The organism is Kitasatospora sp. NPDC057904 (assembly GCF_042887925.1).
Lineage (GTDB): Bacteria > Actinomycetota > Actinomycetes > Streptomycetales > Streptomycetaceae > Kitasatospora.
Genome location: NZ_JBHVOL010000001.1, coordinates 140,948 through 164,793, shown reverse-complemented (window position 1 = coordinate 164,793; position 23,846 = coordinate 140,948). Strand labels below are relative to the sequence as shown.

Below are 23,846 nucleotides of genomic sequence, written 5' to 3'. Positions count from 1 at the left end.
GTTGATGAATCTGTCTCAGTTGGTCATGGTGAGGCCACTGTTGTTCCGAGATGGACGGGCCGCCGGGGCCGGGTGCACGTTAGGCTTCGTCCATGGCGAGCCAGCACCGGTCGACGGGCTTCACCGAAGCCCAGCTGTCGATCATCGATGAACTGAGTGCCCTGCCGTTCCCCGAGCAGGAGGGCAAGCCGGAGAAAGGTGACGGGTGGAGTGGGCCCGGATTCCACGTGGCCGTGCTCCGGGAGAGCCGGGACTTCTGGGACGACCGCAGCGAGGAGGTCGTCGAGGCGGCCGAGAAGGAGCTGGAAGCCGATCTCGACGCGCTTGCCGCCGCTCTGACCGCCCGTTGGGGCAGCCCCGCGACGGTCGACCTGTGGCCGTATCTCGGGTTCGACCATCCGGACCCCGAGTTCGTGGCCCCGGAGCCGCTCGGTTTCCTGTGCAACCTCGCCGGCAGCATGCAGCTGTGGCAGCCACCCTCCTCCGACCGGTGGCTCGCCCTGGCCATCGGCCAGGGGGACCGGGAGCTGCCGTTCCAACTGCTCGCCGCGATCGGCGGGGCGTCCTCGCTCCCGGGATGAGCCGGGCCCGGAGACCGACCGGCGCCCCACAAGCTCGGCATACGACGTCGGCCGCCTGACGACCGGTCTTGAGCACGAGGAAAGGAAACCGGATGCCGAGCGAGATCGAGCGCAAGTTCCTGGTCGACCGCGTCCCCGGGACGGCCGGTGCCGCCTCGACGGCCATCAGCCAGGGCTACCTCACCCGCGGCGGCGACTCCGAGGTGCGGATCCGCCGGACGCCGGAGGGCTCCATGCTGACGGTCAAGCACGGCGGCGGCCTGGAGCGCGCCGAGTACGAGACCGCCCTGGACGAGGAGCAGGTCGCGGCCCTGTGGCCCGCCACCGAGGGCGCCCGGCTGACCAAGGTCCGCACCGAGGTCCCGCTGGAGGACGGCCGCACCGCCCAACTCGACACCTACGAGGGCGCCCTTGCGGGCCTGCTCACCGTCGAGGTCGAATTCGACAGCACCGCCGAGGCGACGGCATTCGAGCCCCCGGACTGGTTCGGCACCGACGTCACCGGACGCAGCGAGTACAACAACCGCAACCTGTGCCTGCGCGGCACCCCGCCGGCCGAGGAGCCCACCGCCTGACGGGCCGGCCCGGCACGCGACGCCCCACCGGAACGCCGGAGCCGATCCGGTGGGGAGTCGGGCGTGCGCCCCGGTACGACCGCGCGGCCCCGGCGGAGGTCCGGGGCCCCGGATCAGGCGCGGGTCAGTTCGAGCACCGGGATGACGCGGATGCCGGCGGTCTGGCGGGCGTACTCGGCGAAGCCCGGGTAGCGCCGGGCCTGCTCGGCGTACACGCGGTCGCGTTCGTCGCCGGTCAGCTCGCGCACGGACACCCGGTACGTCTCCGTCCCGCGTTCGACGGTGCCCTCGCCGGCGGCGGTGAGGTTGCGGTACCAGTCCGGATCGGTGGGTGCTCCGCCCTTGCTGGCGAAGACGTAGACGACGTCCGGGTCGTCGTCGTGCGGCAGGCACATCATCGGGGCGACGTACTCCTTGCCGCTCGTGCGTCCGCGGTGGTGCACCAGGACGAGCGGAGCCCCCTCGAAGGGCCCGCCGACCAAGCCGCCGTTCGCTCGGAACTCCGCGATGGTCCTCGCGTTGAAGTCGAGCGGTTCACTCATGCCGAACTCCTGACTCTGATGGGTGCCGGGTGTGACCGAGCCCTTCCCCCAGCCTGCCCCCTTCAGTCCCGGACGCGGGCCCCGACACCGGATTCGGGCTCGGGTAGCCTCGGGCGGAGCTCGTCGAGTTGAAAGGCACGATGCCATGACCTCTCTGCTCCTCTCCCGCCGCGACCTCGACTTCCTGCTGTACGAATGGCTGGACGTCCCGTCGCTCACCGGGCGGCCGCGCTACGCCGACCACTCGCGCGAGACCTTCGACGCGGCCCTGGACCTCAGCGAGCAGGTCGCCACCCGGCACTTCGCGCCGCACAACAAGCGGAACGACGCCGAGGAGCCGCGCTTCGACGGCGAGCGGGTCCACCTGATCCCGGAGGTCAAGGAGGCGCTGGCCGTCTTCGCCGGCACGGGCCTGCTCGGCAGCGCGATGGACTACGAGGTCGGCGGCGCGCAGCTGCCCTCCGTCGTGGCCAGCGCCTGCTTCGCGTGGTTCCAGGCCGCGAATCCGGGGACGTCCGGCTACCCGTTCCTCACGGCGGGCAACGCCAACCTGCTGCTGGCGCACGGCAGCCGGGAGCAGGTCGACACCTACGTCCGGCCCATGCTGGAGGGACGGTTCTTCGGCACCATGTGCCTGTCGGAGCCGCAGGCCGGCTCCTCGCTCGCCGACATCCGCACCCGGGCCGAGCCGCAGGGCGACGGCACGTACCGGCTGTTCGGGAACAAGATGTGGATCTCGGGCGGTGACCACGAGCTCGGCGAGAACATCGTCCACCTGGTGCTGGCCAGGATCCCCGGCGGGCCGCCCGGCGTGAAGGGCCTGTCGCTGTTCATCGTGCCCAAGGTGCTGGTCGCCGCCGACGGCTCGGCCGGCGAGCGCAACGACGTCGTGCTCGCCGGGCTCAACCACAAGATGGGCTTCCGGGGGACCACCAACACCCTGCTCAACTTCGGCGAGGGCGTCCACCGGCCGGGCGGCGGGCCCGGCGCCGTGGGGCACCTCGTCGGCGAGCCGCACCGCGGACTGGCCTACATGTTCCACATGATGAACGAGGCCCGGATCGGCGTCGGACTCGGTGCCACCGCGCTCGGCTACACCGGCTACCTGCACGCCCTGGACTACGCCCGCACCCGCCCCCAGGGCCGTCCGCTCACCGGCAGGGACCCGGACGCGCCCCAGGTGCCGATCATCGCCCACGCCGACGTGCGCCGCATGCTGCTCGCCCAGAAGTCCTACGCGGAGGGCGCGTTGGCGCTCGTCCTGTACTGCGGCCGCCTCCTCGACGAGGAGCGCACCGGCGCGTCCCCCGAGGACCGGGCCCGCGCCAAGCTCCTGCTGGACGTCCTCACGCCCGTCGCCAAGAGCTGGCCCTCCCAGTGGTGCCTGGAGGCCAACAGCCTCGCCATCCAGGTGCACGGCGGCTACGGCTACACCCGCGAGTACGACGTCGAGCAGTTCTACCGCGACAACCGGCTCAACCCCATCCACGAGGGCACCCACGGCATCCACGGCCTGGACCTGCTCGGCCGCAAGGTCGTCATGGACGGCGGCGCCGGGTTGCGCCTGCTCGTGGAGACGGTGCATGCGACGATCGCCCGCGCCAAGGGCGTCGGCGGCGACGCGGCCGAGTACGCGGCGCGGCTCGACGAGGCCGCCCAGCGCGTCGTCTCGGTCACCCGGCGGCTGTGGTCGACCGGTGACCCGGAGACGGCCCTGGCCAACGCGAGCATCTACCTCGAAGCGGTGGGCCACACCGTCGTCGCGTGGCTGTGGCTGGAGCAGCTCCTCGCCGCCGACGCCGGCAGCGGGCCGTTCTACGAGGGGAAGCGCCACGCCTGCCGGTTCTTCTTCCGCTACGAACTGCCCAAGACCGAGGCGCAGTTCAAGCTCCTGGAAAGCCTGGACCGCACCACGGTCGAGATGCCCGACGACGCGTTCTGAGCCTGCCGGAATCGCCGCATGCGCATTCTGATCATCACCGCCGGTTCCCGGGGAGACGTCGCGCCGTACACGGGCCTGGGGCGCCGCCTGCTGGAAGCGGGCCACCAGGTGGCCGTGGCCGCCCACCCGTCCTTCGCCGCGCTCGTCGGCGGGTGCGGCCTCGGCTTCCGGCCCGTGCCGGGTGACCCGCACGGGCTGATCCGGGACCGCGCCCGGGCCGCGTCGCGCGAGGAGGTCCGGGTGCTGACGAGGGCGTACGCGGACGGACTCGCCGACGGGGTCGCGGACGCGGTGGCCGACGGGACCGACCTGCTGCTCACCGCCTTCGGCCCGGCACCGCTCGGCCGGACGGCGGGCGAGGCGCTCGGCGTCCCCGTCATCGGTACCTATCTCGTGCCGGCGATCGCCACCGCCGAATTCCCGCTGCCCAACGCTCGGGACACCGGCGCAGGTAACCTCGCCGCGGGCCGGGACGTGCTGCAGCGCGCCGAACGTGCCTTCGCAGGTGCAGCGACCCGGCTACGCGCCCTCTTTGGCCTGCCCGCCGACCCGTCCCACGGCCGCGGTGCGGCCGAGCTCGCCCGTGGGATCGCCGCGGAGGACGGCGCCGCTCCGCTCCTCGCCCGCATCGCTCGCGGGTAGCCACGCGGTCTCTTCTGGCAAGTTCTCGTCAAGCCGCCCCGGAAGATCACCTCGCCCGGTAGGGTCCCGACTTGTTACCGGGGAGTAGCCACTGGGGTGACCCGGGTGTGGGGGTGTGTGGGTGACGACGTTGGGCCGGCTGCTGCGGGAGCTGCGGCGTGCTGCGGGACTGACTCAGGAGGAACTTGCCGAGGCCGCGGGGTTGGCGGCCAGATCGATCAGGGATCTGGAGCGGGGCCGCCGGGAGCGGCCGCAGCGCCGCACCCTGGAGGTGCTGGTGTCGGCGCTGGGCCTGGCGGAGGCGGAGGCCGCCGCGCTGTTCGCCGCCGGCCGCTCCGGCGGGCAGGCCGGTCCACCCGTTGACCAGTGCGCGACGGTACCCGAACTGCTCAGCCGACAAGCCCAGTTGGCGGCCCTGGAACGCGCGGCCGACGATGCCCGGGCCGGCCGGGGCGGAGCCGTGCTGGTCCTCGCGAGCGCGGGCATGGGGAAGACCACGCTGCTGAACGCGTGGGCCGCCACCGAGCAGGCGCGCGGATTCCGGGTGGTCCGGGCCGCCGGGGGAGAGCTGGAGCGGGACTTCGCCTTCGCGGTGCTGCGGCAGCTGGCCGAGCCGCTGCTGGCCCGAGCCGGAGCGGACGGGCGGGAGCGGCTGCTCTCGGGCCCCGCGGCGCCGGCCGCACACGCGCTGCGCGTGGACGGCGAGGGCGGAGGCCTGTCGCCCGAGGCGTCCCTGGGCGTCCTGCACAGCCTGTACTGGCTGATGGTGCACGTCACGGACGACGGGCCGGTCGCCCTCGTGGTCGACGACGCCCACTGGGCGGACGGCCCGTCCGTCCGCTGGCTGGACTACCTGGCACGGCGCCTGAGCGGCCTGCCGCTGCTGCTGGTCCTCGCAGCCCGGCCGCACAGCGGGACCGAGGCCGAGCCGTTCCTGGAGCGGATCGCCGGACAGCCGGACTGCCGGCCCGTCGACCTGCCCGCGCTGGACGCCGACGGCATCGCCGAGCTGGTGGAGGCGAGCCTGGGACGCCGCGCCGGGTCACGGTTCGTCGCCGCCTGCGCCGAGGCGTGCCAGGGAAACCCGCTGCTCCTGCGGGAGTTGCTGCGCACCCTGGCCGACAACGGGGTCGAGCCCGGGGACGGCCGGGCGCCACTCGTCGAGGAGTTCCGGGGCCGGATCCTGGCGGCCACCGTCGTCAAGCGGCTGGCGGACCAGCCGGAGCCGACCCGTCGTCTGGCCCGCTCCCTGGTCGTCCTGGGGGACGGGGCCGCCTGGCACCTCGCGGCCGAACTGGCCGGCCTGGGCGAGGCGCAGGCCCGGGAACACGGCCGCCGACTGCGGCGGATCGGCGTGCTGGCGACCGGCGAGGCGGCACGTTTCGACCACCCCCTGGTCCGGGCCGCGATCGCCGAGGCCGTCATGACCCCGGTGGAATCGGCCGCCGCACACGCGCAGGCGGCCGACCTGTTACGGCGCGAGGGCGCGGGCGAGGACGCGGTGGCCACCCACCTGCTGCTGGCCGAACCGAGCGGCGAGGCCTGGCGCGTGGATGCGCTGCGCGAGGCGGCACGGGTCACGCGCGGCCGAGGCGCGCCCGAGGTCACCGCGACCTACCTGCGCCGCGCCCTGCGGGAGCCGATGCCCGCCGACCGGCGCGGCCCGCTGCTCCTGGAGCTGGGTGCGGCCGAGCTCCAGGTCGACGTCACCGCGGCCAGGCACCAACTGGCCCAGGCATCAGCCGCGTTGACGGACCCGTACGCCCGGACGGAGGCGGCCTACCTGCTCGCCAACGCCCTGTTCCTCGACCACCGGCACGCGGAGGCGGTCGAGGTCGTCACCCGCGCGGTGGAGGACCTGCGGCAGGCCGAGGACGGCACCGGGCTCGCCCGCGAGGTGTCCCGGTACCTCCAGGCCCAGATGCTGGTGATCGGCTACGAGCAGCTCGCCACCCTCCCGGCGGCCCGTGAGCAGGCGGCCCGGCTGTGGGAGGAGAAGCTGGCCGGTGACACGCCGGGTGAGTGCGCGGTCCTGGCCGCGCTGTCCGCCTCGGGCGTCACCGGCGACGCCAGCGCGGCGGTCACCGACGACCTCCTCGACCGGGCCCTTCGCGGCGGCCTGGCGGGCGTCGACCAGGCGCAGATGCTCGTGAGCCTGGTCGGCCTGTCCTTCGTCACCACCGACCGGCTCGACGACGCGGCGGCCCGCTTCGACCACATCGCCGAGGTGGGCGGGCGCTGGGGCTCGTTCCTGATGGTGTCGGCGGCGATGGTGTGGCAGCTGACGGTCCGGCTTCGCCGGGGGCACGTTCCCGCCCTCACGCCGGACTTCGGTCATCCCGCCACGACGGCGGGGGAGGGCCTGGAGCCCCGGGTGCGGCTGGCGCTGATGGCCCAGACGGGGGAGGCGCTGATCGAGCGCGGCGAGCTCGCCGCGGCGGCGGGCGTCCTGGTGCCGGACGCCGACACCGAGCGGGTGGGCTGGACGTGGCAGGGCCCGATGGTCCTCGCCCGCAGCCGCCTGCACGCGGCGCGGCGCAATCCGGCGGCCGCGCTGGCCCTCCTGCTGGAGTACGGCGCGCAGGAGAAGCGGGCGCGGGTGTCCAACCTGGCCATGACGCCCTGGCGTTCGCGTGCCGCGCTGCTGCACCTGGCGCTCGGGCAGCGGGAAGAGGCGTTCCAACTCGCGACCGAAGAGCTGGAGTTGGCTCACCGGTGGGGAACGGATCGGGTGATCGGCGTGGCGTCGCGCTGCCTGGGTGTCGTCGTGGGCGGCCCCGAGGGGGAGGCCCTGCTGCGCGAGGCGGTCACCGTGCTGGAGCGCTCCCCGGCCCGGCTCGAACTTGCCCGGGCTCGGCACGAGTTGGGCGTCGTCCTGGCCCGTGCCGGTGAGACCGGCGAGGCCCGCCACGTCCTCACCGAGGCGCTGGACCTCGCCGACACCTGCGGCAGCGTCCTGCTGGCCGGCCGGGTCCGCCGGGCGCTGGCCGCCGTGGGGGTGCGGCCGGCGGCCGAACGGGCCCCGGCCCCGGCCCTGTCGTTGACCGAGCACCGGCTGCTGGAGCTGGTCGGCGCCGGTCACAGCGACCGCCAGGCCGCCCAGGCGCTGCTGCTGACCCCGCAGGACGTGAGCGGCATGCTGGAACGCATCGGCCGCACGCTGGGCGTGACCGACCGGGCGGCCCTGGGAGCGTACGCGCGGTAGGCGACGTGCGGGCTCGGACCTCCCGCTCCGGGGAGGTCCGAGCCCGTTCAGCGGGTCTCCTTACCGGAACTGCTCCCACGGCCCGATGCCGTCGGCCCGGGCGCGCAGCTCGCCGTAGCTGTCCCCGCCGTAGGCGAGCTCGGCGGACACGTACTTCCCGTTGGCCGCCGACTTGACGGCGTAGGTGCCGCCGCCCACGGCCTCGACGGTGTACTGCTCCCACGGGCCGAGGACGTCGGCGCGGGCGCGCAGTTCGGCGTAGTCGGTGCCGCCGTAGGCGAGCTCGGTCGAGACGAACTTCCCGTTGGCGGCCGACCGGATCGCGTACAGGCCGTTGCGGTTGTTGCGGCACAGGTTGTACTGCTCCCACGGGCCGACACCGCCGGCGCGGGCGCGCAGCCCGGCGTAGGCGTCGCCGCCGCGGGCGAGTTCGGCCGACACGAACAGGTTGTTGGCGGCCGACCGCACGGGGGCGCCCTCCGTCACGCAGGCGGTCTCGTCCGGTGCGCCGTTCCCCAGTGTGCCGTTCAGGTAGGTCTGGTACGCCTGGAGCGCCGCGACGGACCGGTCGATACCGGGCGCGGCGACCGGAAGTTCGTTCCAGGTCAACTCGCGCTGGTAGCCGTGCCGCCAGCCCCGGGTGTGCACCCCGTCGGTGCGCGGGGTGTCGCTGTTCGGGTCCTTGGCGTCGACGTTCTGTCCGTTGTCCTCGAAGGACTGCAGGGCGTAGGCGCCCCAGTCCTCGGCGCCGCCCCAGGCGAACAACTGGAGGTAAGGCGTCGGGTAGTTGAGGGTCTGCATCGTGATCGCGCCCTCGTTGCCGCCCACATAGCTCGCGACCTTCTGCTTCTTCGGGTTGAAGAGCACGAAGTGGCCGCGGTCCCCGATCCGGATCCACTGGCAGTACGGGTCGGAGGCGTCGAACTGCCGGAGCTGGACGCTGTCGTCCGTGGCACTGGCGCACAGGTCGTGATCGGGCCAGGCACCGCTGGTGAGGTACATCGGCCCGGTCACCGACTGCGTCCAGGTGGCCGCCGAGGCCGGCGTCGCGGGCAGGCCGGCCACGCCGACCGCGGCCAGGCCGGCGGCGACGGCGGCGGTCCGCAGGCGCCGCGCGACGGAGCCGGGGGTGCGCAGGAATCCACTCATGGTCGGTCTCCTCAGCTCTTCGGGGTCAGCGCGTAGTGGACGGTCTGGGTCTGGATGAGCCCGTCGCGGAAGACGAACGTGTCCACGCCGTGCGCCCGGTTGGTGTCGGAGTCGGCGTACCAGTCCAGGAAGAGGACGTCGCCCTCGAAGGTCTGGGTCACCAGGTCCCACTCGGCCTTCGGGAGGTCGGCGAACAGCCGGGCGAAGCCCTCGCGCACGCCGTCGCGGCCGTGCCGGACGCCGGCGGGGGTGATGAAGGCCGCGTCGGGGGCGTAGTTGGCGGCGATCCCGTCGAGGTCCTGGGCGAGGAGCGCCTTGCCGTGGCTGCGGAAGATCTCCTGGGGGGTTCGGGCACTGGGGTCGTTCATACGCGGCACCTTCCTGTCCTCGGTGAGGGGGATGGTCACTTGACCGCGTTCAGCAGAACATCGCGGCGGCCGGGTGGACCAGGAAGAAGCACCGGACGGTTCACCGGAAGGACGACCGGAAGAACCCGCGAACCCGCAGGCCGGCAACGGAACTTCCGCCCGGAGAACGCCACGAGCCCTGCCACCGGGTCGACCCGGTGGCAGGGCTCGGTAGGTGCCGGCGCCGGAGCGTCAGACGGCGGGCTTGGCGGTGAGCAGCTCGGTGATCTCCTTGGCGAGGTGCGGGCCGAGCTCGCCCCAGCCCTCCTTGTAGCCGTAGACGCCGGCCAGCGAGCGGGCCTCGTAGTCGCCGTTCATGATCTCGATGTCGTTGGCCGTGATGAGGCCCGGGTGCGCGACGCCGAGGGCGCCCGAGACCTTGAGCAGCTCCCGGCGCAGCGTGCGCAGGTAGACGGCGGCGCGGGTGGACTTCGAGGCCGGGTCCAGGCCGCGGGCCAGCCACTGGTTCTGGGTGGCGATGCCGGTGGGGCACTTGTCGGTGTGGCACTTCTGCGCCTGGATGCAGCCGATCGACAGCATGGCCTCGCGGGCCACGTTGATCATGTCGGCGCCCAGGGCGAACGCGACCGCGGCGTTCTCGGGCAGGCCGAGCTTGCCGGAGCCGATGAACGTGAGCTCGTCGGTCAGCCCGAGTTCGGCGAAGGTCCCGTACACGCGGGAGAAGCCCATCCGGAACGGGAGCGCCACCGAGTCGGCGAAGATCCGCGGCGCCGCGCCGGTGCCGCCCTCGCCGCCGTCGACGGTGACGAAGTCGACGCCGCGGTCTCCGCGGGCCATCAGCGTGGCCAGCTCCTGCCAGAACTCCAGCTCGCCGACGGCGCTCTTGATCCCGACCGGCAGGCCGGTCTCGGCGGCCAGCAGCTCGACGAAGTCGAGCATCGAGTCGACGTCGCCGAACGCGGTGTGCCGCGACGGGGAGGCGCAGTCCCGGCCGGCCGGGATGCCGCGGATCGCGGCGATCTCCTCGGTCACCTTCGAGCCCGGCAGCATGCCGCCCAGGCCCGGCTTGGCGCCCTGCGAGAGCTTGATCTCGATCGCCTTGACCGGGGCGCTCGCGACGACCTCCTTGAGCTTGTCGAGGTTGAAGGTGCCGTCCTCGTTGCGGCAGCCGAAGTACGACGTGCCGATCTGGAGCATGAGGTCGCCGCCGTTGCGGTGGTACGGCGACAGGCCGCCCTCGCCCGTGTTGTGCATCGTGCCCGCGAGTGCCGCGCCCTTGTTGAGCGCGGTGATGGCCGCGCCGGAGAGCGACCCGAAGCTCATCGCGGATATGTTCACGACGCTCGCCGGCCGGAAGGCCTTCGCCCGTCCGCGCGGCCCGCCCAGCACCTTGGCCGAGGGCAGCGGGGCCTGCGGGTCGTGGGCGTCGGGCAGGGCGCCGGCGAACGTGCGCTGCTTCAGGTAGGCGTGGCCCTGCACGTGCGCGACGTCGACCTCGGTGCCGAACCCGAAGTAGTTGTTCTCCTCCTTCGCCGACGCGTAGATCCAGGTGCGCTGGTCACGGCTGAAGGGACGCTCCTCCTCGTTGGAGGTCACGATGTACTGCCGCAGCTCGGGCCCGATCGTCTCCAGCAGGTACCGCGCGTGGCCGAGCACCGGGAAGTTCCGGAGCAGCGCGTGCTTCTTCTGCATGAGGTCGCGGGCGGCCAGGAGCGCCACCGCTGTCGCGGCGGCCGCGCCGATCTTCCGGGCGTGCATGGACGTTCCTCCTCGATGCGCGGCCCCATCGCCGTCGGCGGAGCCGTGCTGCCGTGTTGTGCATGGCCTTGGACGACGGGCGCGGCCGGTCAGGCACGGCGTCCGCCGAAGAATCCGGACCGATCCTAGGAGTCGTCCATGAGGCGCCCGTGAGCAGGGTGCCGGGAGCGCCGGCCGGCCTGGAAAACCCGTACCCGGGCCCGGTGACCGAACGCTACGATCTTCACCGAACGCACACCTGTGCGACGGAGTTCGTAGAGAAGCAGGTTCATGCCCCACCCGTTCGTCATCGTCACCCTCCTCGTCCTCGTCATCCGGCTGGGCCTCTGGCTGAACAAGCAGCGCAAGGCCGACGCGGGCCGAGAAGCGCCCGCGGCGGGTCTGGTGCCGCGCTCCGAGCTGGTCGAGGTGGGCAGCGAGCCCGCCGACCCGGCGGCGCGTGCCGCGCTGGACGCGGCCCGTGCGGGCGACTGGCGTCCCGCCGCCGCGTACCTCTCGGGCGATGAAGGTGACTGGAGTGCCCGCTACGCCCGGATGAACCCGTTCGGCGAGCTCGCGGCCACCGACGACCTGTGGCTCTGGCAGTGGCGCAAGGAGCAGCCCGACAGCCCCGAGGCCGCCCTGGTGCACACCGATGCCCTGGTCAAGCGGGCGTGGGAGATCCGCACCGGGCAGTACGCCTCCGAGGTGACCCGGGAACAGGCCACGGGCTTCCACCAGGTGCTGCAGGAGGCTGCGGAGGCGTCGCACGAGGCGATCCGGCTGGCCCCGGCCGACGACCCGAACCCGTGGGCGGCGCAGCAGGCGATCGCGATGGGCCAGGGCTGGTCGCGCGAGCGCTACCGCGAGCTGTGGGCGGAGATCGTGGCCCGCGAGCCCCACCACTTCGGCGCGCACACCGCCGCGCTGCAGTACTGGTGCGCGAAGTGGCGCGGCAGCGACGAGTTGATGCACGGGTTCGCCGACGAGGCGATCGCCGGCGCGCCGGCCGGCAGTCTGCTGACGGTGCTGAAGCTGCGGGCGTACTGGGAGCAGGTGCTGCGCGACAAGTCCGCGGCCACGCTCTACCGGTCCGCCGAGTTCACGGCCGCCCTGGACGCGGCCCTGGCCGACCTCGCGGCCGCCGACCCGGCCCACCCCGGCACCGTCCCGTCCCGCGGCTGGATCGCCCACGGCCTGATCGAGAACGGCCGCCCGGCGCAGGCCCTGGAGCTGTTCCGCGGGATGGGCCGGGAGATCGCGGGCCCGTGGATCTACTACGGGAACCCGGCCGCCGTCTTCGACGCCGCCCGCACCAAGGCCGCCCGCGCGGCGGCCTGACCGGCTGCCGGAGCGGCCCCGCCGCGGCGCTGCACGGCGGGGCCGCTCACCCCTTCGCGTCGGGCCGGTTCAGCTCGCGCGGACGGTGATCGCCTGGACGGGGCACCCGAGCACCGCCTCCCGCAGCAGCGCGTCGTCAGCCCGCGTCGCGCCGCCGGGGAGCAACTCGGCGACACCGTCGTCGTCCTGGGTGAACACGTCGGGCGCGAGCCGCGTGCACGTCGCCGCGCCGATGCAGCGGCCGGCATCGATCTCGATGCTGCCGTTGACGTCCATGGGGCCTCCTACCAGGCGACGGGCAGCTCGGACACGCCGCCCTGGAGCACGTACGGGGGATCGGCCTTCACCTGCTCGACCGGCACCGCCAGCCGGAGCGTCGGAACCCGGCGGAGCAGGACGCTCAGCGCCGTCCCGGTCACCGCCCTCGCCAGGTTCTGGCCCACGCACTGGTGGACCCCGAACCCGAAGGCGACGTGCCGCCCGGCCCGGCGGCCGACGTCCAGGGCATCGGGGTCCTCCCAGGCGCCGGGGTCGCGGTTCATCAGCATGAGCGAGACCAGGACGCCCTCGCCCGCCTCGATCGTGTGCCCGGCGATTTCGATGTCCGCCGTGGCCACGCGGGGCAGGACGTCGATCACCGACGTGAGGCGGGTGAGCTCGTCGACCGCGCCGGGGATCGACCCCGGTTCACCGCGCAGCCGTTCGAGTTGCTCCGGGTGCGCCAGCAGCGCGAACACCGAGGCGGCGACGGTGCTGGACGTGCTGTCGTCCCCGCTGGCCATGAGCACCATGCAGAGCGCGACGAGCTGATCCCGATCCATGCCGCCCTCCGCCACCGGTCCCGCGATCAGCTCGTCGATCAGCCCGGTGCCGGGCCGCTGCTCCTTGCGGGCGACCACGGCCCGCAGGCGGTCGAGGATCTCGCCGAGGATCCGCTGCGCCGCCCCCGCCTCGTCCCCGACGGCGGGGGAGAGCAGGCGCCGGCTGCGCGTCCCGATGTCGTGCCCGTCCTCCTCGGACACGCCCAGCAGCGCGAGGTTGGCCGCGCACGCGAGCGGCAGGGAGAAGGCGGGGACGAGGTCGGCCCGGTCCCCGCCGGCGAGCATCGCGTCGACGAGCGCCTCCGCGGTCCGCTCGATCCCCGGGAGCAGCGCGGCGATCCGCCGGACGCCGAAGGCGGGGATGACGAGCCGCCGCTGGCGCGCGTGCTCGGGATCGTCCACACCGCTCAACGGCGGCGTGAACCCGCCCGCCGACTGCTCGGCGAACTGCGGGGCCAGAGCGGGGAAAGCCGGGTGCAGGACGCTGACGGACAGCCGGGCATCGAGGAGCAGGGCCCGCCCCTCGGCACTTCCGGAGGCCAGCCAGACCTCCCGGCCGTCGTAGAGGGTCACCCGCGACAAGGGCCCCTCCGCCCGCAACCGGTCGTAGCCGTCGGGCATGCGGAACGGACATTCCCGCGCCATCGGGTAGGCGGGAGCCCCGACTTCGCTCGAACGGGTGCCGGCCGGTGTCACGGGCTTCCTCGCCTTCCGCCCGGGAGGTCGGCCAAGGAGCCGGACCGGTCCGGTCGCTCCCTTGGCCCGTCCCAAATCCGGGCACATGGTGCCGATGCGAATCAACGGGGCGATCATGCCAGATCCGCCACCGGAGCAGCAGCGGTGGACCACCGCCGACTCGATAGTGCGGAAAGCCGCTCAAATGACCATCGGACACGCGGACTTGACCACCGGCCCCGAGGTGCGCACGCGAGAGGCCGCCCCGGCGTCGGTTCCGGGGCGGCCTGGCGGCGCCGGCCCGCTTCCGGAGGGCTGGCGCATGACGACCTTAGCAGTTGCTAATATCGTCAACTGCATGCGGGGTCGGGTGCGGAAACGCGTATCTCACCGTGGTGCCGCACGGCCGTGCCGTCCGCTCCGTGTCCGGCGCGGGCAGTGGTTGGTGTCTCTCGGCCCGCGCCGGGCGGGCGTGGCCGGTGTGGTGCCGCGGGCGCTTCCGACGTCCGATCCGTCCCGATGGTCGCGGGGGCGCATGCAGGCTCGCCGCCGCTCCTGGAGTTGTGCCTGGGGGCGGCGGCGGGTGCGCGGCCGGGCCGTCCGCCCGGTACGGGGCTGACCTGCGCGTCCGTCCCGTCGGTTGCTAAGGTCAAGTCCTTGACGAAGATCGATCGAGATCGACGACGATCGGCCCGGACGGAGACGGTGACGACGTGAACGCCGAAACGCCCACCCCGCCTCCCGTGGTCGGCACCCCGCTGTACCAGCTGAAGGCGGAGTTCTTCAAAACCCTCGGCCACCCCGTGCGCATCCGCGTCCTGGAGCTGCTGAGCGAGCGCGAGCACGCCGTCGCCGAGATGCTGCCCGAGGTCGGGGTCGAAGCCTCCCACCTGTCCCAGCAGCTCGCCGTGCTGCGCCGCTCCAACCTGGTGATCGCCCGTCGCGAGGGCTCGACCGTCTACTACCGCCTCACCAACCCCCAGGTCGCCGAGCTCCTGCGGGTCGCCCGCGCCATCCTGGGCGGCGTCATCAGCGAGCAGGCCGAGCTCCTCAACGGCCTGCTCGCCCAGCCCGAGGGACCCGCCCGGCCGTAAGGCCCGCCCTCCGGCTCAGACCACCAGCTCCTCGTCGATGCGCCGCACCTGATGCCGCGCCATCGCCAGGTTCGCCCGGGTCCGCTCCAGCACCAGGTACAGGAACAGCCCCTTCCCTCCCGGCGACGTCAGCGGGCGCACGAGGTGGTACTGGCGGGTGAGCGTCGTCAGGCTGTCCTCCAGCTTCTCCCCGAGCAGCCCGAGCGCGTCCGCCGCCCGCTGCTGCGCCCGTACGACGTCGGTGGCGCCGGCCGCGGCGACCTGGAGGTCCAGGCCGGAGGCCTCGCCCAGCGTGCCGAGCGCCATCCCGCTGGTGGCGTCGACCAGGGCCACGCCCACCGCCCCGTCGATCGCCATCGCGTCCTTGAGTGCGCCCTCGATGCCTGCCATCCGAACAAGTCCTCCCGACCGTCTCGCGTCGTGGCCGGCCGTCTGCCGACCGTGCACCGAGCGTAGGCACCGGGCGCTTCGTGGTCGTCGTTTTGACCGTTACTGATCACAACAGATCGCTACTGTCGGAATCCATCACATGCGAAAGCAGCGACTTGAAAAATTCTTCATATCCATACATGCTGTCGTGACGTTGGACCGGAAACGGCGGGGGAGAGGAGCGGACGGCTGTGACCGCAGCGTTCGACGAGGAACTGCGCGAACAACTGGCCCGGGCGCGCGAGGCGCTGCGGCAGGCCCGCGCCGACCGGGACGACGAAGGAGCCCAGGCCTACGCCGGGCGCGTCGCCACCCTGCTGTGGATCGCGTCCGCCCATGGGATCGACCTGCCGCACACCGCCGAAGAAGAGCAAGGAGAGGGCTGAACGATGGCCGTCCGCGCGGTCCTCGACGCCGTCCGTGACCGGGCCGGATCCGTGCTGCCCACCCGGCGGCTCCTCGCGACCATGGGCCGCTCGCCCCGCAAGGACCTGGTCGCCGGGCTCACGGTGGCCGTGGTCGCGCTGCCGCTCGCGCTCGGCTTCGGCATCTCCTCCGGCGCCGGCGCCGAGGCCGGACTGGCCACCGCCGTCGTCGCGGGCGCACTCGCCGCCGTCTTCGGTGGTTCCGACGTCCAGGTCTCCGGCCCGACGGGCGCCATGACCGTCGTCCTGGTCCCGATCGTCGCGCGCTACGGCACCGGCGGCGTGCTCACCGTCGGGCTGCTCGCCGGGGCGGTCCTCATCGCGCTCGCCCTGCTGCGCGCCGGTCGCTGGATGGCCTACGTCCCCGTGCCCGTCGTCGAGGGCTTCACCCTCGGCATCGCCGGCGTCATCGCCCTCCAGCAGGTGCCCGGCGCGCTCGGCGTGAGGAAGCCCGGGGGTGACAACCCGGCCGTCGTCGCCGCGCAGGCGGCCCGCGACTTCGCCGCCGCGCCGCACTGGGCCGCGATCGGCGTGACCCTCGCGGTCTCGGCCGTGATGCTCGTCGGCGGACGGTTGCGGCCCGCGCTGCCGTTCTCGCTGATCGCCGTCGTCACCGCGACCGTGACCGCCGGGCTCGCCGGCCTCCCCGTCGCCACCATCGGGCACGTGCCCGCCGGCCTCCCGGCGCCCTCGCTCGACTTCCTCGACCTCTCGGCCGTCCCGGCCCTGCTGCCCTCCGCCCTGGCCGTCGCCGCGCTGGCCGCGCTGGAATCCCTGATGTCCGCCACCGCCGCCGACGCGATGACCGTCTCCGAGCGCCACGACGGCGACCGCGAACTGTTCGGCCAGGGCCTGGCCAACCTCGCGGCCCCGCTGTTCGGCGGCGTCGCCGCCACCGGCGCGATCGCCCGCACCGCCGTGAACGTCCGCTCCGGCGCCGTCTCCAGGCTCGCGGCCCTCGTCCACGCCGCCGTCCTCGCGGTGATCGTCTTCGCCGCCGCACCGCTCGTCGCCGGGATCCCGCTGGCCGCGCTCGCCGGGGTGCTGATCGCGACCGCGGTACGGATGGTCCAGGTCGGCTCGCTGCGCGCGCTCGCCCGCTCGGGGCGCGGCGAGGCCGCCGTCCTCGTCCTCACCGCCGCCGCCACGCTCGCCTTCGACCTGGTCACCGCCGTCGCGATCGGCCTGCTGGTCTCCGGTGCCCTGGCGCTCGCCGCGGTGGCGAAGGCGGCCCGGGTCGAGCGGGTCCCGCTGCACGCGGGCCTTCCCCCGGCCGACCACCACGACGAGGAGCGGGCGCTGCTCGCCGAGCACATCGTCGCCTACCGCATCGACGGCCCGCTGCTGTTCGCGGCCGCGCACCGCTTCCTGCTGGAGCTGACCGAGGGCGCCGAGGCGAAGGTCGTGATCCTCCGCATGTCGCGGGTCAGTGCGATCGATGCGAGCGGTGCCACCGTCCTCGGCGACGCCGTCGCCCGACTCCGGGGGCGCGGCACGCTCGTCCTCGTCTCCGGCATCCGCGACGAGCACCATCGGCCCCTCGACGCGCTCGGGGTGCTCGACCGGCTCCGCGTCGACGGGCACATATTCGGCAGCACGCCGGAGGCCATCGCCTTCGCCCGTACCCACCTGCTCAGCCGGGCCGTGTCCGGCCGCCCCTCCGGAGCGTCCCGTTGACCGAACTCGCCGAGGGTGTACGGTGATCCGCCGCTGGCGCGATCGGCGGTACCGCGACCACCGCTCCGCCGAGCCGGCAGAGCCCGCCGACCACCACCGCAGCTACCGGATGAGCCTGGCCGGCACCTGGTCGGCCGCCCGGACGAGCCGTCGGATCACGGTCACCGTGCTCACGGGGTGGGGCGTGCCGCCGAAGACGGTCGTGCACGACGCCGCCGTCTTCGCCATCACCGAGTTGGTCACCAACGTGGTCCGGCACGCCGGTTCGCGCTCGCCGTTCTTCGACCTGCTGCTGGCCATGACCGACACCCACCTCGAAGCCGGTGTGCGCGACGGGCACCCGGGCTTGCCCGACATCCCGCGCGCGGGTGACACGGGCGGCCTGGCGGACGTGGCCGGCCTCGTCCGTCACCTCGGCGGCGGCCTGAAGATCCAGCCCGCGCCGGACGGTGGCAAGACCGTCTACGTCCGCCTGCCGCTCAGCCCGTCGACCGCGATCCCGCAGTAAGGCCGCCCTTGCACTTCACCATCACCGAATACGACGACCACGGCGCTCCCGCCGGCCCGCGGACCGTCGACCTGCCGGCGCTCCGGACCGTCCTCGCCGAAGCCGCCACCACGGGCCGGCGCCTGCACATACGCCCGGCGCTGCGGCGCTCCGCAACCGCGCCTCGAAGAACCGCCGTCAGACACCCGCTGACCTCGGAAAACACCCCTGAGAACGACTGGATATCCTGATCACATGAGCGACAACCTTCCCCCGTGCCCGCAGTGCTCCAGCGAGTACACCTATGAGATGAACGCCCTCATGGTCTGCCCGGAGTGCGGCCACGAGTGGGTCCCCGCCGGCGCCGGCGAGGGCGCTGCGGCCGCGGTCGGCGAGCGCGTGATCAAGGACGCCGTCGGCAACGTGCTGGCCGACGGCGACACCGTGACCGTCGTCAAGGCCCTCAAGGTCAAGGGCAGCGTCTCCGGCATCAAGGCGGGCACCAAGGTCCGCAACATCCGCCTCGTCGACGGCGTCGACGGCCACGACATCGACTGCCGCATCGAGGGCTTCGGCGCGATGCAGCTCAAGTCCAGCGTGGTGAAGAAGGCCTGAGCCGCTCCGCCCGGCCACGGGGCCGCGGGCCGATCGACCGACGATCGGCCCGCGGCCCTTGTGCTCACGTCTCTCGGGCGACCGGCTTGGGGTAGATCCGGGCGGTGGTGAACAGCGGACGGTCCACGACGGTGACGGAGTGGACGGACCAGTCCGCGATGTCGCGCCCCGCGGGACGCATGCCGAGCCACTCCCGCGCCCAGCAGAACGGGCGGCGGCCGTAGCGCAGGACCTCGCGGCAGTGGTCGAAGGCGACGTCGACCGGCAGGCCGCCGTCGGCCAGACCCCGGGCGCAGCCGGAGTCGAGGACGAGGCCGCGCCCCATGAGGGCGCGGCTGGCGAGCCACAGTTCCTCGACGGTGCCGATCACGCGGCCGTCCGGGAGGGCGAGGGGCAGGGGCATGGTGGAGCGCGTGAGCGGCCGGCTGATCGGGACGGGCGCGATCATCGGCCGCTCCGGCGTCGTGGCGCGGTGGCCGAGGGGTGCGAGGACTCCCTGCCAGGCGGCGGCGGTGAGCGTTGGGGCCATGGCCGCACGGTAGGGCCGTCGACCGGCCGCGGGTGCGCATACGCGCCGTCGGCGGGAAACGGTGTGACCGGGCTTCCCCCGCTCGGCCGTGTCCCACGGGCGGGTGGGGCGGCCCGGGAACCTCGACGCTCGGGCGCGGTCGTCCGCACTGGCTGATCGTCAAATCACCGCGGGCGACGCGATGATGCGCATCGCTTACTACGTGGCGCGTAGTTCGCAGCGCGTAGTATGGTCCTCCGTCGGATCGAAAGGAGCGACGACATGCAAGCCAACGACGCCCAGACGCTCGTGCTCTGCGCGCTGGCCGACGGGCCGCTGCACGGGTACGCCGTCAACGCGGCGATCGAGGAGCTGACGGGGGAGCGGCTGGGGCCCGGCAGCCTGTACGGGGCGCTGGCCAGGCTGGAGTCGAAGCGGCTGGTCGAGCCGCTCGACGGGCAGGGGCGCCAGCGGCCGGTGCAGTTGACGGCCCTCGGCCGCGAGGTGCTGGAGCGCGAACTGCGCGCCATGGCCCGGGTCGCGGACGCGGGACTCCGGCGACTGGGGGTGAACCCCGCGTGAGCGTCGTCGCCCGAGGCCTGGTCAGGCTCTACCCGGACGCGTTCCGCGAACGCTGGGGTTCGATGGTGGAGGACGAGGCCCGCGGCGCGGGCTGGAAGTCCTGGCCCAACCTTGCCGTGGGCATCGCCGACATGTGGCTGCACCCGGCGGTCTGGCCCGCCGACTCACCCGCGCAGCGCCAGCGGCGGGTGGCCACGATGGGCATCACGGTCGCCCTCGCCGCCTGGTTCCTCGGTCACCTGGCCGCCGAACAGGCCGACTCGCTGCCCGCCGTCGGCGTCCGGGAGGCGGTCATGCAGGGCTGCACCACGCTGCTGCTGCTCGGCATCGCCCTGGTCGCACCCCGCCCCCGGCCCACGCCGGGCGCCGCGATCACGCTGCTGGGCTGGGCGGTCCGCCGCCTCGCCGCACCGACACTGCTCGGCACCGCCGTCGTCATCCTGGTGCACAGCGGTGTCGACGCGGACGCCTCGCCGCCCACCCTGCGCACCGCCGTGCTCGCCGCCTGGTGGATCGCCCTCGGCCTCGGCGCCGTCCAGATCCCGCGGATCTTCACGGGTGTCGGCGCGGACGCCGTCGTGCCACCCGGCACCGGCCGCCTCCGGGCCGGCGTGTGGACCCTCGCCGGCGCCAGCGCCACCGGTGGCGCCACCATCCTCGGCGTCTCGCTCACCGGCCTCCACCTGCTCGGCGTCGGCATCGGCGCGGGCCTGCTGCTCCTGACGGGGGTGTGCGCCGGCACCCTGCGCGATCTGCGGGACCTGCCACCGGCGTCGTGATCCGGTGCCGCGTCCGGCCTCGACCGCGCTCCACTCCAACCCACTCGGACGGTGCCCATGCCCGACCTGCTCCGCTCCCTCTACACCCGCCGGCTGCGCCGCGAGGTCATGGCGGGCCCACTGCCCCGGCACGTCGGGCTGATCATGGACGGCAACCGCCGCTGGGCCCGGCAGATGGGCATGGCCGACCCGAGCCTCGGGCACAAGGCCGGCGCCGACCACGTCGAGGAGGTGCTCGCCTGGTGCGAGGCCCTGGGGATCGACCACGTCACGGTCTTCGTGTGCTCGACCGAGAACCTCCAGCGCCGCGGCGACGCCGAAGTCGCCTACCTGATGGGGCTGATCGAACAGGTGGTCACCGACCGCCTCACCCGACCGGACGCCCGCTGGCAGGTGCACCTCGCCGGCCTGACCGACGCGCTGCCCGACAGCACGGCCCACGCCCTCAAGGGGGCCGTCGAGGCCACCAGCACGTGCACCACCGGCGCCCATGTCACCCTGGCCGTCGGCTACGGCGGCCGCCAGGAGGTCGTCGACGCCGTGCGCGACCTCATGTACGCGCGGGCCGAAGGCGGCGCCTCGCTGACCGAGGTCGCCGACGCGCTGACGGTCGACGACATCGCCCCGCACCTGTACACCGCCGGACAGCCGGACCCCGATCTCGTCATCCGGACCAGCGGCGAACAGCGGCTCTCCAACTTCCTGCTCTGGCAGAGCGCTTACTCGGAGCTGTACTTCTGCGAGGCCTACTGGCCCGCCTTCCGCGAGGTCGACTTCCTGCGCGCCGTCCGCAGCTTCGCCGCCAGGCAGCGGCGCTACGGCGGCTGAGCATCCACGCATCCACCGATGGGGGACCGATGAAGAACCCTTCCAGCACCACTCCGCCGCTCTACGACTCGATCGGGGCCGGCTACCGCGACACCCGCCGTCCCGACCCGAGGCTGGCCGCACTCATCGGCCGGGCCCTCGCCGGAGCCCGCACCGTGGTCAACGTGGGCGCCGGAACCGGCTCCTACGAACCGGCGGACGCCGACGTCACGGCGGTCGACCCGTCCCGGGTCATGCTCGACCAGCACCCCGGCGCGACGAAGGTGCGGGCCGCCGCCGAGCGCCTCCCGTTCGCCGACGGGCGGTTCGACGCGGCGATGGCGGTCATGACCGTGCACCACTGGCCCGACCTGGAAGGCGGGCTGCGGGAACTGCGCCGCGTGTCCCGACGCCAGGTGGTCTTCACCTGGGACCCGGAGCACCGCCCGGAACTGTGGATGATCAGCGACTACCTGCCGCAGATCCGCGAGCTGGAGCACGCCCGGTTCACACCGCTGTCGACGGTCGCCGAGACGCTCGGCGCACACACGGTGCTCCCGTTCCCGATCCCGCACGACTTCACCGACGGCTTCCAGATCGCCCACTGGCGCCGCCCCGAACGCTTCCTGGACCCCGTCGTCCGGCGGGCCAGCTCCACCTTCGCCCAACTCCCCGCCGACGTCGTCGAACCGGCGATCGCCAGACTGCGCGCCGACCTCGCCTCCGGCGCCTGGTCCCGCCGCTACGGCCACCTGCTCGCCCGCGACAGCGTCGACTACGGCTACCGCCTGCTGATCGCCGGCGGCGAGCCCCCGGATCCGGGGGACCTCGCATAGTGCCCCGACGTGCAGATCCGGAAGGGGAAGTCGTGCCGCTCGGGTCACTGGCAGTTCTGCACGTGCGGGTGGTCGTACGAGGCCGTGCACACGTACAGCTGCAGGGCGCCGCTGCGGCCGATGTCGAGCTGCGTCGCGTTGGCGGGGCCGAGGGAGTGCAGGCCGGTGTAGCCCGCGTCCTCCAGCGGCTGCCAGCTTCCGCTGCCGCCGTCCCACTCGCTCCCGTCGATGGTCAGCAGCGGCCGGACGTCCGAGCCGCACTCGGTGCAGGCCATGGGGAACGGGTCGGAGAAGCTCCACGGTGCGTGGCCGCCGACCTTGCAGCCCGGAGCGACGCCGAGGTCGTACTGGTAGACGAGGCCGTGCCGGTCCTCCCAGGCGACGAGCCGCTCCGCCAGCTCGTCCGGGAGCTCGTGCGGTGCCGGGTACTCGGTGACCGTCTCGGGGTGCAGGACGCACGCCTCGGGCAGGTAGTGGTCGTTGCCGATCACGGACGGCTGCGGGGCCGCGGTGAGCGGGTCGGTCACGTCGGCGGCGCTCCGCCAGCGCAGTTCGGTGCGGGGCAGGTAGTCGTCGTGGTCGAACGGGCACCAGAGCACCTGCAGCAGGTCGGTGCCCTCCGGGCGCGGAAGGCCGGGTACGTCCGCCGCGTCGAGCTGGGCCACCGGGACCATCGGGACCGGGCCGTCCTGGGGAATCCGCTCCCGGTCGCCGATGCGGTCGACCGTCGCGCGCTCGTCCGGGGTGAGCAGGTCGGCGCCGTCCTCCCGGGGGCGGCGCCACGCCTCGGCGAGGATGCGCCGCCGCAGCCGCACGTCCTCGGGCGAGGAGCCGACGTACGAGGGGCCGGTGTGCTCCGGGCAGGTCGGCCACGGCTCTCGCGCGGGCCACAGCAACGGGCCGCCGATCGAACTGTCCGCGGCGGTCGGCCGGCCCGCGCGGGGGTGGAGCCGTACGGTCGTACGGGCCAGCGGCGTGAGCTCGGGGAAATGCACTGTGACATCGACCGGGCGCGGCGGAGTGGTGCGGCTCATGGACGAGACGATAGACGCCGGAGGCCGCCCGTCCGCGCGGGGGTTCGCGCGGTGGACGGCCTCCGGGTTTCGTCAGCGGGGAGTTCGGAGACCCGCTGCCCCCGTCACGAACCGGCGGGAAGGAGTGCGACGAGCTCGCCCAGGACGCGGGCCGCCGGGGCCGGGTCGACCAGCCACTTGAGGTGGCTGCTGGTGAGCGTGCGGACGTCGTACGGGTTGTCCGGCGTGAGTGCGTCGGCCTCGCGGATCATCCGGTCCTGGACGGCGAGCGGCAGGCTGGTGTCCTCGGTCAGCCGGACGTACGTCCTCGGGATCCGGCCCCACGTGTCGCGCCGGGCCCGGTCGTCCTCGGTGCCGGCGTCGAGGTTCTCGTCGGGCTGGAAGGTGTTGAGGAGGGCCATGAACTCGTCGTCCGTGCCGTCGGCGAGGAAGGCCGCCTTGAAGCCCGCGAGGGCGCCCGGGTCGGCGGTGCGGAAGTTGGAGCGCAGCAGGCCCAGTTCGGCCGGGTTCGCGACCATCGCCGCGCCCATCGCCGCGAGGTCGACCGTGGCCATCTCGGGCTCGGCGTAGTAGGCCCCGACGGTGAGGTCGACGGGGGCCCACGAGGAGACGTAGACGATGCGGTCGATCAGGTCGGGCCGCTGGTTGGCCGCGACGGTGGCCGTCATGCCTCCGCGGCTGTGCGAGACGAGGATGACGGGCCCGTTCCGCTTGGCCCGCTCCAGTATCCCGATGAGGTGTGCGGCGTTGTCGGCGAGCGTCACGCCTTTGATGGCTCCGGGCTCGGTGGCGAGCGCTGCGAGGTCCTGCGGTGCCTGGTAGGCGCGCGGGTACGTCGCGGCGAACCCGTGGCCCGGAAGGTCGACGGCGACCGAACGGTGTCCGAGGAGGCCGAGTTCGGCCTGGAGCGGGGCGAAGGCGAAGGAGTTCGAGAAGGCTCCGTGAACCAGTACGAACGTCGGTTGCATCTGCTGGTGACTCACTTTCAGGTCCTC

At 73.4% G+C, this 23,846-nt stretch carries 25 protein-coding genes; 15 read left to right on the top strand and 10 right to left on the bottom strand.

The genetic code is table 11. The features are described from left to right. The first annotated feature begins 92 nt into the window (after positions 1–92). Together ACFVSN_RS00810 and ACFVSN_RS00805 are read left to right on the top strand one after the other, a co-directional pair. Positions 93–581 carry a hypothetical protein gene (locus tag ACFVSN_RS00810; RefSeq protein ID WP_387597718.1) on the top strand — a complete coding sequence of 163 codons (489 nt, stop codon included), beginning with the start codon at positions 93–95 and terminating at the stop codon, positions 579–581. A 92-nt stretch (positions 582–673) separates the two neighbouring features. After that, a complete protein-coding gene (locus ACFVSN_RS00805; RefSeq protein WP_387597720.1) occupies positions 674–1,156 on the top strand; it encodes a CYTH domain-containing protein in 483 nt (160 codons plus the stop codon). A 113-nt stretch (positions 1,157–1,269) separates the two neighbouring features. Here the strand turns inward: ACFVSN_RS00805 and ACFVSN_RS00800 are convergent, their stop codons facing one another. Beyond that, positions 1,270–1,698, bottom strand: a complete 429-nt coding sequence (locus ACFVSN_RS00800; RefSeq protein WP_380445910.1) for a nitroreductase family deazaflavin-dependent oxidoreductase — start codon at positions 1,696–1,698, stop codon at positions 1,270–1,272. A 145-nt stretch (positions 1,699–1,843) separates the two neighbouring features. On the opposite strand from ACFVSN_RS00800, the gene ACFVSN_RS00795 reads away from it, so the two are divergent. The 3 genes from ACFVSN_RS00795 to ACFVSN_RS00785 all read left to right on the top strand — a co-directional run bounded on the left by ACFVSN_RS00795 (position 1,844) and on the right by ACFVSN_RS00785 (position 7,487). Next, positions 1,844–3,640, top strand: a complete 1,797-nt coding sequence (locus tag ACFVSN_RS00795) for an acyl-CoA dehydrogenase (protein ID WP_387597723.1) — start codon at positions 1,844–1,846, stop codon at positions 3,638–3,640. Positions 3,641–3,658: 18 nt separating this feature from the next. Then, positions 3,659–4,282, top strand: coding sequence for a glycosyltransferase (locus ACFVSN_RS00790; RefSeq protein WP_387597726.1), 624 nt, complete (start codon positions 3,659–3,661; stop codon positions 4,280–4,282). 121 nt (positions 4,283–4,403) lie between these two features. Beyond that, a complete protein-coding gene (locus ACFVSN_RS00785; protein ID WP_387597729.1) occupies positions 4,404–7,487 on the top strand; it encodes an ATP-binding protein in 3,084 nt (1,027 codons plus the stop codon). Between the two features lie 60 nt (positions 7,488–7,547). On the opposite strand, the gene ACFVSN_RS00780 is transcribed toward ACFVSN_RS00785, so the two are convergent. From ACFVSN_RS00780 to ACFVSN_RS00770, 3 genes are all read right to left on the bottom strand, one after another. Beyond that, positions 7,548–8,636 carry an RICIN domain-containing protein gene (locus ACFVSN_RS00780; protein WP_387597731.1) on the bottom strand — a complete coding sequence of 363 codons (1,089 nt, stop codon included), beginning with the start codon at positions 8,634–8,636 and terminating at the stop codon, positions 7,548–7,550. A gap of 11 nt (positions 8,637–8,647) precedes the next feature. Beyond that, positions 8,648–9,004, bottom strand: coding sequence for a nuclear transport factor 2 family protein (locus ACFVSN_RS00775; RefSeq protein WP_380445904.1), 357 nt, complete (start codon positions 9,002–9,004; stop codon positions 8,648–8,650). 231 nt (positions 9,005–9,235) lie between these two features. Next, positions 9,236–10,762 carry an FMN-binding glutamate synthase family protein gene (locus ACFVSN_RS00770; RefSeq protein ID WP_380445903.1) on the bottom strand — a complete coding sequence of 509 codons (1,527 nt, stop codon included), beginning with the start codon at positions 10,760–10,762 and terminating at the stop codon, positions 9,236–9,238. A gap of 270 nt (positions 10,763–11,032) precedes the next feature. On the opposite strand from ACFVSN_RS00770, the gene ACFVSN_RS00765 reads away from it, so the two are divergent. Beyond that, positions 11,033–12,082, top strand: coding sequence for a hypothetical protein (locus tag ACFVSN_RS00765; RefSeq protein ID WP_387597736.1), 1,050 nt, complete (start codon positions 11,033–11,035; stop codon positions 12,080–12,082). A 69-nt stretch (positions 12,083–12,151) separates the two neighbouring features. On the opposite strand, the gene ACFVSN_RS00760 is transcribed toward ACFVSN_RS00765, so the two are convergent. Further along, positions 12,152–12,358, bottom strand: coding sequence for a ferredoxin (locus ACFVSN_RS00760; RefSeq protein WP_380445901.1), 207 nt, complete (start codon positions 12,356–12,358; stop codon positions 12,152–12,154). Positions 12,359–12,366: 8 nt separating this feature from the next. After that, a complete protein-coding gene (locus tag ACFVSN_RS00755; protein WP_387597760.1) occupies positions 12,367–13,476 on the bottom strand; it encodes a cytochrome P450 in 1,110 nt (369 codons plus the stop codon). Positions 13,477–14,291: 815 nt separating this feature from the next. Here ACFVSN_RS00755 and ACFVSN_RS00750 point away from each other — a divergent pair. Beyond that, positions 14,292–14,672 (top strand): ArsR/SmtB family transcription factor, encoded by a 381-nt coding sequence (locus ACFVSN_RS00750; protein ID WP_387597739.1) that lies wholly within the window; start codon positions 14,292–14,294, stop codon positions 14,670–14,672. A gap of 15 nt (positions 14,673–14,687) precedes the next feature. Here the strand turns inward: ACFVSN_RS00750 and ACFVSN_RS00745 are convergent, their stop codons facing one another. Continuing rightward, the gene (locus tag ACFVSN_RS00745) at positions 14,688–15,062 is read right to left on the bottom strand and encodes a hypothetical protein (RefSeq protein ID WP_359970277.1); all 375 of its coding nucleotides are present in this window, start codon (positions 15,060–15,062) and stop codon (positions 14,688–14,690) included. A 230-nt stretch (positions 15,063–15,292) separates the two neighbouring features. Between ACFVSN_RS00745 and ACFVSN_RS00740 the strand changes: the two genes are divergently transcribed. The 4 genes from ACFVSN_RS00740 (at position 15,293) to ACFVSN_RS00725 (ending at position 18,305) form a co-directional block, all read left to right on the top strand. Further along, complete coding sequence (locus tag ACFVSN_RS00740; RefSeq protein ID WP_380499082.1) at positions 15,293–15,487, top strand: hypothetical protein; 195 nt, start codon at positions 15,293–15,295, stop codon at positions 15,485–15,487. Positions 15,488–15,490: 3 nt separating this feature from the next. Further along, the gene (locus tag ACFVSN_RS00735) at positions 15,491–17,203 is read left to right on the top strand and encodes a SulP family inorganic anion transporter (protein WP_387597742.1); all 1,713 of its coding nucleotides are present in this window, start codon (positions 15,491–15,493) and stop codon (positions 17,201–17,203) included. Between the two features lie 22 nt (positions 17,204–17,225). Then, a complete protein-coding gene (locus tag ACFVSN_RS00730) occupies positions 17,226–17,711 on the top strand; it encodes an ATP-binding protein (RefSeq protein ID WP_387597745.1) in 486 nt (161 codons plus the stop codon). A 234-nt stretch (positions 17,712–17,945) separates the two neighbouring features. Continuing rightward, the gene (locus tag ACFVSN_RS00725) at positions 17,946–18,305 is read left to right on the top strand and encodes a zinc ribbon domain-containing protein YjdM (protein ID WP_387597748.1); all 360 of its coding nucleotides are present in this window, start codon (positions 17,946–17,948) and stop codon (positions 18,303–18,305) included. A 64-nt stretch (positions 18,306–18,369) separates the two neighbouring features. On the opposite strand, the gene ACFVSN_RS00720 is transcribed toward ACFVSN_RS00725, so the two are convergent. Beyond that, positions 18,370–18,834, bottom strand: a complete 465-nt coding sequence (locus ACFVSN_RS00720) for a hypothetical protein (RefSeq protein WP_387593939.1) — start codon at positions 18,832–18,834, stop codon at positions 18,370–18,372. Positions 18,835–19,095: 261 nt separating this feature from the next. On the opposite strand from ACFVSN_RS00720, the gene ACFVSN_RS00715 reads away from it, so the two are divergent. The 4 genes from ACFVSN_RS00715 to ACFVSN_RS00700 are packed head-to-tail and all read left to right on the top strand — an operon-like array spanning position 19,096 to position 21,817. Further along, on the top strand, positions 19,096–19,395 hold the full coding sequence (locus ACFVSN_RS00715; RefSeq protein ID WP_380445247.1) for a PadR family transcriptional regulator: 300 nt from the start codon (positions 19,096–19,098) through the stop codon (positions 19,393–19,395). Further along, the gene (locus ACFVSN_RS00710) at positions 19,392–20,174 is read left to right on the top strand and encodes a hypothetical protein (RefSeq protein ID WP_387593937.1); all 783 of its coding nucleotides are present in this window, start codon (positions 19,392–19,394) and stop codon (positions 20,172–20,174) included. The genes ACFVSN_RS00715 and ACFVSN_RS00710 overlap by 4 nt, the downstream gene beginning before the upstream one ends. A gap of 51 nt (positions 20,175–20,225) precedes the next feature. Further along, a complete protein-coding gene (uppS, locus tag ACFVSN_RS00705; protein ID WP_387593935.1) occupies positions 20,226–21,002 on the top strand; it encodes a polyprenyl diphosphate synthase in 777 nt (258 codons plus the stop codon). Between the two features lie 29 nt (positions 21,003–21,031). Beyond that, entirely contained in the window at positions 21,032–21,817 is a 786-nt protein-coding gene (locus tag ACFVSN_RS00700) for a class I SAM-dependent methyltransferase (protein ID WP_387593933.1), read from the top strand. Between the two features lie 44 nt (positions 21,818–21,861). Here ACFVSN_RS00700 and ACFVSN_RS00695 read toward each other — a convergent pair whose 3' ends face one another. Then, positions 21,862–22,851 carry a hypothetical protein gene (locus ACFVSN_RS00695; protein WP_387593931.1) on the bottom strand — a complete coding sequence of 330 codons (990 nt, stop codon included), beginning with the start codon at positions 22,849–22,851 and terminating at the stop codon, positions 21,862–21,864. 104 nt (positions 22,852–22,955) lie between these two features. Beyond that, complete coding sequence (locus ACFVSN_RS00690; RefSeq protein ID WP_380499514.1) at positions 22,956–23,819, bottom strand: alpha/beta fold hydrolase; 864 nt, start codon at positions 23,817–23,819, stop codon at positions 22,956–22,958. Positions 23,820–23,846 lie beyond the last annotated feature (27 nt).